General features: G+C 64.6%; 14 protein-coding genes. 5 read left to right on the top strand and 9 right to left on the bottom strand.

All coding sequences use genetic code 11. The features are described 5' to 3' along the window. Window positions 1-115: 115 nt before the first annotated feature. Together BRAD285_RS19760 and BRAD285_RS19765 are read right to left on the bottom strand one after the other, a co-directional pair. Entirely contained in the window at window positions 116-835 is a 720-nt protein-coding gene (locus tag BRAD285_RS19760) for a hemerythrin domain-containing protein (protein WP_006609097.1), read from the bottom strand. A gap of 50 nt (window positions 836-885) precedes the next feature. Continuing rightward, a complete protein-coding gene (locus tag BRAD285_RS19765; protein WP_006609098.1) occupies window positions 886-1095 on the bottom strand; it encodes a hypothetical protein in 210 nt (69 codons plus the stop codon). A gap of 156 nt (window positions 1096-1251) precedes the next feature. On the opposite strand from BRAD285_RS19765, the gene BRAD285_RS19770 reads away from it, so the two are divergent. From BRAD285_RS19770 to BRAD285_RS19780, 3 genes are read left to right on the top strand one after another with little or no spacing between them, the layout of a single operon-like run. Continuing rightward, window positions 1252-1641: a GFA family protein gene (locus BRAD285_RS19770; protein WP_006609099.1), complete on the top strand. Its 390-nt coding sequence runs from the start codon at window positions 1252-1254 to the stop codon at window positions 1639-1641. Between the two features lie 55 nt (window positions 1642-1696). Then, on the top strand, window positions 1697-2377 hold the full coding sequence (locus BRAD285_RS19775; protein ID WP_006609100.1) for a site-2 protease family protein: 681 nt from the start codon (window positions 1697-1699) through the stop codon (window positions 2375-2377). Window positions 2378-2436: 59 nt separating this feature from the next. After that, window positions 2437-2841: a hypothetical protein gene (locus BRAD285_RS19780; RefSeq protein ID WP_006609101.1), complete on the top strand. Its 405-nt coding sequence runs from the start codon at window positions 2437-2439 to the stop codon at window positions 2839-2841. 21 nt (window positions 2842-2862) lie between these two features. Here the strand turns inward: BRAD285_RS19780 and BRAD285_RS19785 are convergent, their stop codons facing one another. From BRAD285_RS19785 to BRAD285_RS19815, 7 genes are all read right to left on the bottom strand, one after another. After that, window positions 2863-3651, bottom strand: a complete 789-nt coding sequence (locus tag BRAD285_RS19785; RefSeq protein ID WP_035644252.1) for a TonB family protein — start codon at window positions 3649-3651, stop codon at window positions 2863-2865. A gap of 16 nt (window positions 3652-3667) precedes the next feature. Beyond that, complete coding sequence (exbD, locus tag BRAD285_RS19790) at window positions 3668-4147, bottom strand: TonB system transport protein ExbD (RefSeq protein ID WP_006609103.1); 480 nt, start codon at window positions 4145-4147, stop codon at window positions 3668-3670. 6 nt (window positions 4148-4153) lie between these two features. Beyond that, a complete protein-coding gene (gene exbB, locus BRAD285_RS19795; protein WP_006609104.1) occupies window positions 4154-5095 on the bottom strand; it encodes a tonB-system energizer ExbB in 942 nt (313 codons plus the stop codon). Between the two features lie 11 nt (window positions 5096-5106). After that, window positions 5107-5796, bottom strand: a complete 690-nt coding sequence (locus BRAD285_RS19800; protein WP_006609105.1) for a Fe2+-dependent dioxygenase — start codon at window positions 5794-5796, stop codon at window positions 5107-5109. 2 nt (window positions 5797-5798) lie between these two features. Beyond that, the gene (locus BRAD285_RS19805; protein WP_006609106.1) at window positions 5799-8228 is read right to left on the bottom strand and encodes a TonB-dependent siderophore receptor; all 2430 of its coding nucleotides are present in this window, start codon (window positions 8226-8228) and stop codon (window positions 5799-5801) included. Window positions 8229-8467: 239 nt separating this feature from the next. Beyond that, window positions 8468-8728: a hypothetical protein gene (locus tag BRAD285_RS19810; RefSeq protein ID WP_006609107.1), complete on the bottom strand. Its 261-nt coding sequence runs from the start codon at window positions 8726-8728 to the stop codon at window positions 8468-8470. Between the two features lie 315 nt (window positions 8729-9043). Beyond that, the gene (locus tag BRAD285_RS19815; RefSeq protein ID WP_006609108.1) at window positions 9044-9523 is read right to left on the bottom strand and encodes a MarR family winged helix-turn-helix transcriptional regulator; all 480 of its coding nucleotides are present in this window, start codon (window positions 9521-9523) and stop codon (window positions 9044-9046) included. Between the two features lie 169 nt (window positions 9524-9692). Here BRAD285_RS19815 and BRAD285_RS19820 point away from each other — a divergent pair, with 169 nt between their 5' ends. After that, window positions 9693-10862, top strand: coding sequence for an efflux RND transporter periplasmic adaptor subunit (locus tag BRAD285_RS19820; protein ID WP_035644303.1), 1170 nt, complete (start codon window positions 9693-9695; stop codon window positions 10860-10862). Next, window positions 10859-14005 carry a multidrug efflux RND transporter permease subunit gene (locus BRAD285_RS19825; protein ID WP_006609110.1) on the top strand — a complete coding sequence of 1049 codons (3147 nt, stop codon included), beginning with the start codon at window positions 10859-10861 and terminating at the stop codon, window positions 14003-14005. Before BRAD285_RS19820 ends, BRAD285_RS19825 begins: the two co-directional genes overlap by 4 nt. Window positions 14006-14011 lie beyond the last annotated feature (6 nt).

The raw sequence follows: 14011 nt of genomic DNA on the forward strand, positions 1-14011 counted from the left end.
GAAGCGAAGCAATCCAGAGTCATCGCGGGACTCTGGATTGCTTCGTCGCTGCGCTCCTCGCAATGACGACTGTGAGAGCACGTGTCGCCCGTCGGCGCTGAGATTCCCGCGCGGCTCAGCCCGGCGTGAACTGATTCAAATCGAAGATACCCATCTGCTGCTCCAGTGCGGCGACACGGGCGGTCATCTTCTCGAAGCCATCGGCGCCGAACAGTTCGTGCTCCTTTTTCTCGAAGTCCTCGGCCATGGCATCGTATTCGTGCGCGGAGACGACGTCCTTCAGCTTCGGGAACAGCTCCGTGTCCTCGCGCGCGGCGTGCGGGCGGTACATCGTGATAAAGGACTGCATCGCCGCGACGAGTTGCCGGCGGTCGTCGGCATTGCTGCGGCCGGAGGGAGCCAGGCGCAGGATCGTGTCGGTCACCTTGCGGCCAGCCTCATGCTGGTGCTCCAACGTGCCGACGAGATCGGTCATCTTCCCGGCTGCCCTGAAGCGCGGGAAGACGTGATGCTCCTCTGACTTCTCGTGATAGTCATGGATGAAGTCTTTGACGATGCCGGCCGACTGCGTGATCAGGCCGGGGTCGAAATCCTCGTTGGCGGCGAACTTCCGCATGCCGGCTTCGTACAGCAGCAACACGCGGTCGAGCACGCCGTGCTCACGCATCAGGTCCTCGGGCGGCGTGACCTCCTCGCCCGGCGTCTCCTTTTCGCTTTGCTTCGCGCCCTTCGGCTGCGCGAAGGTCGGCGCGGTGAGCACAGCAGGCGCAGCGACCGCCGCCGCGAGTCCGGTGAGCAGCAGCCGGCGTCGCCGGCTCGGTACGATCAGCTCCATAGGGGCGCTCCCTTTCCATGATCGGATTGCGGCGGCCGCTGTCGAGGCGCTCAGCGCCAGGCCTTCTCGTTCTTCTGCTCGTAGTCCTGGAACGCCTTCGCCAGGCCGCCGAGAACCTCCGCGGAGGTCTCGAACATGGCCTTCAGCTGCGGCTCGTCGACCTTGTCGATGTCGTCCCGCAGATGATTCCGGATGTCCTGCAGCGCCTTCTGCATCTTCTGGGTATGGTGTCGGGGATCACGATCTGCTGCACTTGCCATGATCAGTCTCCTCGTTGTGAGATGGCTGGCGGAACATCGGGGAATGCCCGGCCAGACCGCGCCTCAACCGGTGGCGAGCGCCCCCGTTCCAACACGCAAACGCACACCCGCGTGCGGACGCTCCGCACGACGCGATCCCCTGAGGGAGCCGACACCATGATCCATCACGGCGGATGCTTCTGCGGCGCGGTGCGCTTCGAATGCCGGGGCGAGCCGATCAACGTGCGCATCTGTCATTGCCGTAATTGCCAGAAGGCGATGGGCTCGCCGTTCTTCGCCCGAGCGCTGTTCTCGCATGATGCGCTGACGATTCACGGCGAGACCGCGCGCTTCCCCTCCTCGGATGCGCTCGACCGGATGTTCTGTCCGCGCTGCGGCGTCAGGCTGTTCTCCTGGCGCAACACCCGGCCGGTGGTCGGGGTGGCGCTGGCCTGCTTCGACGATCCCAATGCGTTTGCGCCGACCGAGCATATCTGGACCTCGGCCAAGATCGGCTGGGTCGCGATCAACGACGCTCTGCCGCAATTTCCGGAAAATCCCGCGTAGCATCGCGGAACCATCGTGCCTATGTAAGGCGTCAACGCTCGCCGGAACCTGCTCCTTGAACCTCTCGCTCTATGGCATCTCCATCTGGATCCTGCCGATCGTCATCGCCATTACCTTTCATGAGGCCGCCCATGCCTTCGTCGCCTGGCGGTTCGGCGACGACACGGCGCTCAAACTGGGCCGTGTCAGCTTCAACCCCGTCAAGCACATCGACCCGTTCGGCACGATCCTGCTGCCGGGCATGCTGCTGCTGTCCGGCTCGCCGTTTTTGTTCGGCTACGCCAAGCCGGTCCCGGTCAATTTCCGCAACCTGCAGCCGCTGCGGGTTGGCATGATCATGGTGGCACTGGCGGGCCCGGCGACCAACATCGCCCTGGCCCTGGCTGCCGGGCTGGCGTTCCATGCCCTGCCCTTCGTCCCGGCCGGGAGCGCGCAGTGGGTTGCTCACAATCTGCTCAATGCCTTTTCCTTCAACATCCTGCTGGCGGTATTCAACATGCTCCCGATACCGCCGCTCGATGGCGGCCGGGTCGCCGTCGGCCTGCTGCCATCAGTGCTGGCGCGGCCTTTTGCCCGGCTCGAGCCCTACGGCATGCTGATTCTGATCGGATTTTTGATCCTGCTGCCCCTGGCGGGTTCCCAGTTCGGTCTTAATCTTGATTTTGTGTCGGGGCTGCTCCGCGCCACGACCGATTCTCTCAAGCAACTGCTTCTGTTATTGACGGGTAACACCTAAGTCTCTCGCATCAGGGACGGTAAACGAGCTCCGAGGCACTCTTGGTCAAAGCCGCTGACATGATGATCGCGCGCCGCGCCGATACGCGCGCCCGTGCCGATTTCGCGACATGGAAGATGATCGCCAAGCTGAACGGCGCCTCCGGGCTGCCGCCGGCCGCGCAGGAGTTCCTGGCGAGCTACAAGACCCGGCTCACCGACATGACGGAGCACGATGCGACCGAGGCCACCATCCGCGAGATGTACAAGGCCTATTACGCCGAGATGGGCGGCGGCGGCGCGCCGCCCGAGGTCAAGCCGGTGAAGGCCGAGCCGGTCACCGGCAACGTCACCGCCTTCCGCAAGCTGCCGCCGAAGCCGAAGGCTGCGCAAGGCGGCACCACCGCGCCGCGCAAGCTGCCGGTGGCGCTGATCTTCGCGGCGCTCTGCGTGGTCTATGTCGGGATCCGGCTGTACTTGCAGTGAGGCCTGACGGACCTCACCCGCTCATTTCGGCGGGTTGAACTTGACCGGCAGGACGAAGGAGAACTCGTCCTCGGTGAGCCCCGCCGGAGGCTTCGGCACCGGATCCGAACGGCGCACCATGTTGACCGCGGCCTGATCGAAGTCCGGATCGCCCGAGGTTTCCTTGACGTCGACCGAGACGATGCGGCCGAGCCGGTTGAGGACGAGCGCCAGCTTGAGCTGGGCGGCGACCTTCTTTCCAGCAGGATACTTTTTGTGCAGCTCGAAATAGGCGCTGATCTTGCGGCCCCAATTGGCCGTCAGCCGCTCCACGTCCTTGCCGATGCCGGCGTTCGGCGCCTTGGTTTTCTCGGCTTCGGGCGTCTTCTCGTCCAGCGCCTTGCGCGCACTGTCCTCGGAGGCCTCCTGCGCCTCTGAGGCCTGGGTCTGGACGGTCGCGACCTTCTGCTCTTCGGTCGGCTTCTTCACATCCGAGGTCGTGACCTCACGGTCGGCCTCTTCCGTCGTGGTCGGGACATCCTTCTGTAGATCGGTCTGCTCGACCTCGGCCTTCTGCTCCTGCATCTGCGGAGCGGCCGCCTGGGCCACCGAGTCCTGCCCGACCGGCACCTCATCATTGTCGACCTTGGGCGAGCCCATCTCGATGTCGATGACTTCGGCACCGGCCGCGCCGAGGCCACCGGTCTCCTCGTCATCCTTGAGATGCGTCAGCGCCAGCGCTGCGCCGCCGACATGCAGCAGCAGCGCGCCGAGAATGGCCAGCAACCAGAGGCGTCGCGAAGAGGCGTGACCGTGATCGAGGTCGCTCATGGTAGGCAGCGCTCCCTCACGGCTGCGCGGGCTGGGCTGCCGGCGCCGCGGCAGATCCCTGGGCGGCCGCGGCAGACGGCGCTTCCAGCGCAACAAGCTTGATCTTGGTGTAGCCGCCGACGCGCAGCAGCTCCAGCACCCCCATCAGCTCGCCATAGGGCACCAGCTTGTCGGCGCGCAGGAAGATCGGCCGGTCCTTCGGCTGATCGGTCATGGCGTCGAGGTCGCGCACCAGATCGACGCGCTTCACCAGGTTTTCGCCGATCGCAAGCGACAGGTCCGGCTTGATCGAGACGTAGGTCGGCTTGTCCGGCTTCTTCTGCGGCGTCGCGCTCGACGACGGCAGGTCGATCGGCAGGTCGACGGTCGACAGCGGCGCGGCCACCATGAAGATGATCAGCAGCACCAGGATGACGTCGATGAACGGCGTCACGTTGATGTCGTGGGTCTCGTCGAAATCGGCGTCGAGATCACCTTCGGAGAGCGAGACGGCCATCGCCTGCTACTCCGCCGCGCGCGCATGGACGCTGATGTGGCTGCGATCGAGATCGCGCGACAGCAGCCGCCCGGTGGCGCCCGAGGCACGGTTGACGAGCTCAAGATAGCCCTTCGTGACGCGCGAGAAGTGATTGTAGATGATGACCGCGGGGATCGCGGCGGCCAGGCCGATCGCGGTCGCCAGCAGCGCTTCGGCGATGCCCGGCGCGACCACGGCGAGATTGGTGGTCTGCGATTTGGAGATGCCGATGAAGCTGTTCATGATGCCCCAGACGGTGCCGAACAGGCCGACGAAGGGCGAGATCGCGCCGACGGTGGCGAGCAGGCCCATGCCGACGCGTACGCGCCGCGCCTCGGCGCGCACGATCTCGGTGAAGCTCGAGGCCGCGCGCTCCTTGATGCCTTCGTCGCTGTTGAGCCCGGCCGACAGCCGCGCCTCAGAGATCGCGGCATGCAGCAGCGTCGACGCGACGTTCTTCGCGCTGTTGCCTTGCCCGAGCGCGAGCTGCGCCTCGGCGAGCGACTTCGCAGCGGTCAGCTTGCGCAGCGCGGCCGTGAGGCGACCACGCAGCACCGAGAACTCGATGCTCTTGGCAATCAGGATCGTCCAGCTCGCGACCGAGGCCAGCGCCAGCGCGATCATGACCGCTTTGACGATCATGTCGGCCTTGAGGAACATGCCCAGCGGTGACAGCTCGTCGAGCCCGGTGGCAACTGCCTTGCCAGCGCGTGCAGCGCCGCTCTCGGCACTCGCCGGCGCCGTCGAGATGGGCGAGGCCTGCCCTGCCGCCGGCTGGTTTGCGGCGGGCTGCGCCGACACTTCTGTCGAGATCACTGGCGCGGCCGGCGCCGGCTGACCGACCTGCTGCGCGCCCGCTGGGTTAACGGCTGAAATGGTCAAAAATGACAGGACGATTGCAAACCTAGCGAGGAACGATGTCATCATATCTCGGCCCACTAAACCTCGGCCCATTGCCGGATCAGATTGTGATAGATGCCGGTCAGCTTGACCGCATCGGGATCGTCCCTCCCGAGGCGTTCCGCCAAGCTCTGGATCGCCGTGTCCAGATCGAAGATCATGCTCCGGACATGAGCATCCCGTATCATGCTCTGCATCCAGAAAAAAGAGGCGACCCGGGCGCCTCTCGTCACCGGCGTGACCATGTGAAGGCTCGATGACGGATACAGCACCGCATGCCCTGCGGGCAACTTGACTTCGTGCGATCCGTAGGTGTCCTCGATCACAAGCTCGCCACCGTCATAGGTGTCGGGCTCGGCCAGGAACAGCGTCATCGAGAGGTCGGTGCGGATGCGAAGCCCTGTCAACGGATCGCCGCGCACGGCGTTGTCGACATGGATGCCGAAATGGTCGCCGCGCGACGCCGTGTAGCGGTTGAACAGAGGCGGAAAGATCTGCAGCGGGATCGCCGCCGATAGGAAGCGCGGATTCTTCGTCAACGCACTGATGATGCGCTGGCCCAGCACCCGCGCCGCCTCGCCGTCCGGCGGCAACTGCTCGTTGCGCTTGACCATGGCCGACTGCGCCCCGGCCGTCGAGCGGCCGTCCTCCCACCCCGCCGCATCCATGATGCGGCGGAAGTCGGCGACCTCGTCTTTGGACAGAACGTCCGGGATGCAGATCAGCATGATCAGAACTTCGCAGTGGTGACGATGTAGAAGGCGCGCCCCGGGGCGACGGCGACGAACGGCACCGCGCTCCGATACAGCGTGTCGTAGTAAAGCTTGTTGGTCAGGTTCTGCGCGTACAGCTTCATCGTCCAGTTCTTGTCGATCTTCTTCTCGACAAACGCATCGAAGCGCCAGTACGCCGGCAGCTCGTTGCCGGTGTTGGCCGCGAAGGTGCCGCCATAGACCTTGGAGCGGTACACCGCCTGGCCGCCGATCTCCCAGCCATTGTCGAACTTGTACTTCGACAGCATGCTGAAGGACTGATGCGCGATGTTGGCGAGCTGCAGGCCGACGTTCGAGGGGATGCCGCTCTGCGTCACCTTGGACTGCATCAGCACCAGGCCGCCGAAGATGCTCCAGCGGTCGGTGAGCTTGCCTTCCGCCTCGATGTCGATGCCCTGGATGCGATAGGCCGCGCCCGAGGTGAGGACGCTGTTGACCGTCTCGCGCGCATTGTCCTTGGTGGTCTGGAACAGCGCACCGGACACCAGGAGGTGGCGATCGACCAGCTCCCATTTGGTGCCAAGCTCGGCGGCCTTGTTGCGCTCCGGCCCGAGCAGCACCGCGGTGTTGGCGGGCACGCCGCCGTAATCGGTGGCGGTAGCATCGAGCTCGGAGCCGAACGGATTGGCCGAGGTCGCATAGGCTGCATAAATGCTGCCGATCGGCATCGGCTTGTAGACAAGTCCGACATTGTAGTTGACCAGGTCGGCATTCATCTTGAGGTATTTCGGCGAGTTGGTCGACGAGCTCATGTTGTAGCCGTCGTAACGTACGCCGCCATTCAGGATGATGATGTCCCGCCAATTGGCAGTGTCCATCACGTAGACACTGTTGGTGTTGACGCCGTAGCGCGTCGGATTGCCCGTCAGCGACGGCAGCGTCGTGTACTGCCTGTAGGTGTACTGCGGCGAGTAGAGATTGACGCCGGTGACCGCGGAGGTACTCGTCGAGCCGGCGCCGAACAGCTCCGCCGCCAGACCGGTGTAACGGTCGATCGAGATGTTCTCGTTGGAAAACTCCGTGCCCACCACCGCGGTGTGCTTCACGCCCCAGGTATCGAGCTTGAAGGTGGCGTCGTTCTGGTTGGCCCAGACGTCGACGGTCTGAAAGCGGCTCTGCGTGCTCGCCGTTGTGGTCCAGAGCAGTGGATTCGGGCTGGTCGTAATCGGGTTCTGCGGCAGCGTGCCGATGTAGTTCAGCTCGGAATGCTCGCCGCGGAACTTGCTGGTCAGCGTGATCGCCTCGTTGACCTTATACTCGGCCGTGGCGGTGCCGAAATCCTGGCGCGCGGCCTGGAAGTCACGGTTTAGGAAGCCGTACCAGGTGTTGCGCGGAATGCCGGCCGAGGTCACCGGAACGTTGCCCTGCTTGTAGTAGGGCACACCGAAATCCGGATAGCCGGAGAGATCGGTGTGGACGTAGTTCGTGGTGAACTTGAGATCCTCGGTCGGCGTCCACTTGGTCGAGAGGAACGCGCCCCAGCGATCGTCGGTGACGAAGTTGCGTCCCGCGACGTTGGAATCCTGGAACACGCCGCCGCTGCGCACCGAGACCGTCGGCGAGATCACCTGGTTGACGTCGAGCGTGACCCGCTTCTGCTGGTCGGTGCCGAACTCGGTATCCATGCGCTTGAAGTTGGTGTCGCCCGCCTGCTTGGTGACGATGTTGATGGCGCCGCCGGCGGTGCCGCGCCCCGCATAGGACGACGCCGGGCCGCGCAGGATCTCGATCTGCTCGGTGAAGAAGTTCTCCCTGATCGACACCGCGGGATCGCGGATGCCGTCGATGAAGACGTCGTTGCGGGCATCGAAACCGCGGATGAAGAAGCGGTCGCCGAACGCGTTGCCGCCCTCGCCCGAGCCCAGCGTCACGCCGGCGGTCGAGCGGCCGATCTCCTTGAGCGCCGTGACGTGCTTGTCCTGCAGCACCTCCTTGCTCATGACGGTGATCGTCTTCGGCGTGTTCAGCAGCGGCTCCGGAAACTTGCCCGAGGCCTGGACGCGGTTGACCTTGTAGGGCTCGGCAGCATCCGCATAGGGGTTGGCATCGGGCGCGGAAAGCCCGCCGGCGTTCGGGAACGCCACCGCGGCCTGCTGCGCCCCCTGCGTGCGGGCGGCGCGGCGCAGGGCATTGCGCGTGCGAACCTGCTCGGCACTCGGCTTGGACGACGTCGGCTTGGCGCGCGCGACCGGGGCATCGACATTGACCGGCGGCAGATCGGAGGCGGGTTGCGCCTCCACCGACGACACCGATGCCACCGCCATCAACCCGGCGACCGCCGATACTTTGGTGACGAACGGCCCCTCGCCCCGTCCGTCATTGAACTTCCCGGCAAACTTCATCGCTGCGCCCTCGCGCAGCGAACGCGGTGCTCTCACCTGTCCCATTTGAATTTCACGCGCCCCAGATTTTTCATTTCACATCGCGACCGCGGATCATTCGCAGTGCGACGATGTCTGTTGGTATCGGGCGTGTTTCAGGGGGTCAATTTGAGGAGCCCTAATTTGGCCTTGAATAGTTCCAGATCAAAACAATTCTAAAAACGCTCAACTAATAACGATGCGGAACTTGAAATCGTTCTAAACAGCGCGATTGGGCACGCGCTGTTGTCGAGACGCCTCACATCTCAGCTCGCCGGGCCGGCCGGCTCGTCGCTGCTCGGCGGCTTCATCAGCGAGAACAGCTCGTCCACGGTCTGCACCGCGACCGCCCGCACGCGATCCGAATTGTCGACGCCCGCAATGCGCACGCCGTTGACGACCGCCCTGATCTCATCGCGAAAATCGGTGAGGAAGCGCAAGGGATCGCGCTGCTCGTTGGCGACGCGCGCGATCAGGCCGGTGACCAGGATCTGGCACGCGAGCATCTTGCCGTTCAGTTCTTCCATCGAAAGCTTCCCATGTTATGTGGTCGCACGGCGGGTCGTCGCCACACCGGCCGACGCTGCCCTGCTCTGGTTGAAACCGCGCTTGCCCGGCCGCTTCATCGAGCCGCCGACATCAACCGCTTCTAATCAGCTCTCATCGGGCGCGACAAGACGGCGACAATACGTCAACCGACGGCGCGGCGGTCAGCCTTGCGGCCATCACGGATCGGAAACAAGCGACGGCGGCCTATCGCTCGAACCCGAGCGATCGACTCTCCGGTTTTTCGCACTCAGGATGTCTCATCCAGGAAACGCAACTCTGGATCGGAAGAACGCCTATCCGAGCGAGCCCGGCGATTTGATCGCGATGCCGGTCTTAGTTTCGGACAACGTCTTGATGCGCTCCTTCAGCTCGCGCAGCGTGGCGAGGCAGGAGGTCACTGCGGCGTCCGGGATGTCGTGCAGCACGTCGGCGACGACCGCGTCGCGCACCTCGTCGAGGCTGTCGGCGAGCTCGCGGCCGGCCGCAGTGAGGTAGAGCCGATTCGCGCGGCGATCCCTCGGATCATGCCGGCGCTCCAGCAATCCCTGCTCGACGAGCCGGTCAAGCAAACGCACCAGCGATATCGGCTGCAGTTCCAGCACATCGGCGAGATCGACCTGCGACAACCCTTCCTGCGCGCGGAGCCGAAACAACACCACCCATTGCGCGCGCGTCGTGCCGCGCTGCTTGGCACGATGATCAATATAGTTGCGGAGAATGCGCGAGCTTTCGACAAGCTGCGCGATCAGCTGACGTCTGTCGTCCAGCGACATGGCCGTGACCTCCCGTGAAGACTTGTGATCGCACTGCGAAGCTTGCCAATTGTTTAGGTTCGGCCAAGCTCTCGTGTGTTTACACATTAATTGCGTGCGTACTATATCTGGGCCGCTGGGAATGGCTTTAAAGACCCGTTATCCTGTCCGTCTCAGCATGTGGGCCAGCATGAAGACATCACGAACCATCACATGGATCCTGCTGCTCGCGGCCCTCGGCGGCGCCGGCTATTACGGCTGGCAGCGTTATCAGGATGCTGACGCAGCGAAGAAGACCGCCGCGCAGAAATCGTCTCGGCCGCCGGCGGTTCGAGTATCGACCGTCCCGGTCGAGAAGACGGACTTCCCGGTCTTCCTCACCGGCCTCGGCACCGTGCAGGGCTTCAATACCGTCCAGGTCCGCACCCGCGTCGATGGCCAGATCGACAAGATCGCCTTTACCGAAGGCCAGCTCGTGAACGAGGGCGACCTCCTGGTCGAGATCGATCCGCGACCGTTCCAGGCCGCCCTCGACCAGGCCAAGGCCAAGAAGGCCCAGGACGAAGCCAATCTCAACAACGCCAACCTCGATCTGCAGCGCACCACCAAGCTCGGCGAGTTCGCGACCCGGCAGCAGCAGGACACACAGCGCTCCACCGTCGCGCAGCTGACGGCGCAGATCGCCGCCGACGACGCCGCCATCGCCAATGCCCAGACCCAGCTCGGCTACACCCAGGTGAAGGCGCCGATTTCCGGCGTGGCCGGGCTGCGCCAGGTCGACATCGGCAACATCGTCAATTCGTCGAGCCAGACCGGCATCGTCTCGATCGCGCAGATCGAGCCGATCGCGGTGATCTTCACCGCGCCGGAGGAGCAGCTGCCCTACATCAACGAGGCGCAGAAGACCGCAGCGCTGAAGGTGATCGCGTTCACAACCGACGGCAAGAAGCAGCTCGCCGAAGGCAAGCTGATGGTCGTGAACAACCAGGTCGACACGTCCAGTGGAACGATCCGGCTGAAGGCGGTGTTCGACAACAAGGACCACGTGCTGTGGCCGGGCCAGTCGGTCTCGACGCGTCTGCTGGTGCGGACGCTGAAGGATGCCACGGTGGTTCCTGACGACGCTGTCCAGCATTCCACCAGCGGGCTCTATTCGTACACCGTGAGCCCCGACAACAAGGCCGAGCTGCGCAAGGTCAAGGTCGGCGCCTCGATCGATGGCCGCACGGTGATCGAAGAGGGTCTGACCCCCGGCCAGCAGGTGATCACGGGCGGTCAATTCAAGGTACAGCCGGGCTCCCTCGTGACCACCGCGGTCGCCAGCACGGAGCCGGCGGCAGCGAAGGTCCGGCAGGAATGAACGGCGGCGGCATCTCGGCACCCTTCATCAAATACCCCATCGGCACCTCGCTGCTGATGGCGGGCATCCTCTTCATCGGTCTGGTGGCCTATCCGCTGCTGCCGGTGGCGCCGCTGCCCCAGGTCGACTTCCCGACCATCCAGGTGACGGCCAACCTGCCCGGCGGCAGTCCCGAGACCATGGCGACCTCGGTCGCCCAGCCGCTGGAGCGGCAGTTCGCCCAGATCCCCGGCATCGCCCAGATGACCTCGACGAGCTACCTGGGCACCGCGGCGATCACCATCCAGTTCGATCTCAACCGCAACATCGACGGCGCCGCCAACGACGTCCAGGGCGCGATCAACGCCGCCTCCGGCCAGCTGCCGAAGAACCTGCCGTCGCCGCCTACCTATCGCAAGGTCAACCCGGCTGACTCCCCGATCCTGCTGCTATCCGCCACCTCCGAGACCTTGCCGCTGACCTCGGTCAGCGACGCCGTCGACGCCGGCCTCGCCCAGCAGATCAGCCAGATCTCGGGCGTCGCCCAGGTCATCATCGGCGGCCAGCAGAAGCCGTCCATCCGCATCCAGATCGACCCGGCCAAGCTCGTCGCCAAGGGTCTGTCGATGGAGGACGTGCGCAGCCAGATCGCCATCACCACGGTCGATGCTCCCAAGGGCAATATCGACGGCGAGCGGCGCGCCTACACGATCTACGCCAACGACCAGCTGACCGACGCCAAGGACTGGAACGACGTCATCATCGCCTACCGCAATGGCGGTCCCCTGCGCATCCGCGACATCGGCAAGGCGGTGTCGGCGGCCGAGGACGCCAAGCAGGCCGCCTGGGCCAACGGCACGCGCGGCGTGTTCCTGGTGATCTTCAAGCAGCCCGGCGCCAACGTCATCGAGACCGTCGACCGCATCAAGGGGCTGCTGCCGCGGCTCGTCGCGGCGATCCCGCCGGCGATCAAGATCGACGTCATCTCCGACCGCACCACGACCATCCGAGCCGCCGTCGAGGACGTCCAGTTCACGCTCATCCTCACCATTTTCCTGGTGGTGATGGTGATCTTCATCTTCCTGCGCAGCTTCTGGGCGACGGTGATCCCGACCATCACGGTGCCGCTGGCGCTGCTGGGGGCCTGCGCCATGATGTGGGGCGTCGGCTACACGCTCGACAATCTGTCGCTGATGGCGCTGACCATCGCGGTCGGCTTCGTGGTCGACGATGCCATCGTCATGCTCGAGAACATCTCGCGCTATGTCGAGGAAGGCGAGTCGCCGATGGCCGCCGCCTACAAGGGCGCCAAGGAGATCGGCTTCACCATCGTCTCGATCTCGATCTCGCTGGTCGCGGTGCTGATTCCGCTCTTGCTGATGGGCGGCATCATCGGCCGCCTGTTCCGCGAATTCGCGGTCGTGCTGGCGATGACCATCTTCGTCTCGATGTTCGTGTCGCTGACCCTGACACCCATGATGGCCTCGCGCTTCCTGCGCAACGAGCACGCCACGCAACACGGCAAGTTCTATCAGTGGAGCGAGGCGGCATTCGACGCGATGCTGCGGGCCTATGAGAAGGGCCTCGACCTCGCGCTGCGCTGGCGCTTCGTCACGTTGATGGTGTTCTTCGCCACGCTCGGGCTGTCGGTCTATTTGTTCATCCTGATCCCGAAGGGCTTCTTCCCACAGCAGGACGTCGGTCTGATCACGGCGACCTCGGAAGCCTCGCAGGACATCTCGTTCAAGGCGATGCAGTCGCGCCAGGAGGCGCTCGCCAAGATCGTGATGGCCGATCACGACGTCGCCAGCATTGCGATGAACATCGGCGGCTCCGGCCGCGCCGGCAACAACGGCAACATGTTCATCACCTTGAAGCCGCGTGAGGAGCGCGACGCCACCGCGCAGCAGATCATCGCCCGTCTCCGGCCGCAGCTCGAGAAGGTCGAAGGCGCCCGCCTCTACATGCAGGCGGCGCAGGACATCCGGCTCGGCGGCCGGCCGTCGCGCACCCAGTTCGAGTTCACCTTGCAGGATCCGAACCTGTCCGAGCTCAACGAGTGGGCGCCGAAGATCCTGGAGAAGATGCGCTCGCTGCCGCAGCTGCGCGACGTGGCCACCGACCAGCAGGCCGACGGCACCACCGTGCAGCTCGTCATCAACCGTGATACCGCCTCGCGCTACGGCATCTCGCCGCAGCTGATCGACGACACGCTGTATGACGCGTTCGGCCAGCGCCAGGTCGCGCAATACTTCACCCAGCTCAACTCCTATCGCGTGATCCTGGAGATCCTCCCGGAGCTGCAGGGCAACCTCGACACGCTGAACAAGCTCTATGTGAAGTCGCCGACGACCGGCGACCAGGTGCCGCTGTCGACCTTCGCCAACTGGACCACTGTGCCGGTCAAGCCACTGTCGATCAGCCACCAGGGCCAGTTCCCTTCGATCACGATCAGCTTCAACCTTGCCCAGGGCGTCGCGCTCGGCCAGGCCACCGACGCGGTCCAGCGCGCCATGGTCGAGATGGGCGCGCCATCGACCTTGAACTCGAGCTTCCAGGGCACCGCGCAGGCGTTCCAGCAGTCGCTGTCGACCGTGCCGCTCCTGATCCTCGCGGCGCTCGTCGTGGTCTATCTGATCCTCGGCATCCTCTACGAGAGCTACATCCACCCAATCACGATTCTCTCGACGCTCCCCTCGGCCGGCGTCGGCGCGCTCGCGATCCTGATGGCGTTCGGCTACGACTTCAGCCTCATCGCTCTCATCGGCGTCATCCTGCTGATCGGCATCGTGAAGAAGAACGGCATCATGATGGTCGACTTCGCCATCGCCGCCGAGCGCGACCAGCATCTGCCGCCGGAGCAATCGATCCGCCAGGCCGCCCTGCTCCGCTTCCGTCCGATCATGATGACCACGATGGCCGCCCTGCTCGGCGGCGTGCCCTTGATGCTCGGCAACGGCACCGGCTCGGAAATCCGCCAGCCGCTCGGCTACGCCATGGTCGGCGGCCTGATCGTCAGCCAGATGCTGACCTTGTTCACGACGCCGGTGATCTATCTCTACCTCGACAAGGTCAACAACGCCTTCTCACGCTGGGGCCGCGCGCATATCGAGCACGAGCCGGAGACCGCGGCCGCAGGGCCAGTGAAGGAAGCGGCGGAGTAACCGCCG

This window comes from Bradyrhizobium sp. ORS 285 (genome assembly GCF_900176205.1).
Taxonomy (GTDB): domain Bacteria; phylum Pseudomonadota; class Alphaproteobacteria; order Rhizobiales; family Xanthobacteraceae; genus Bradyrhizobium.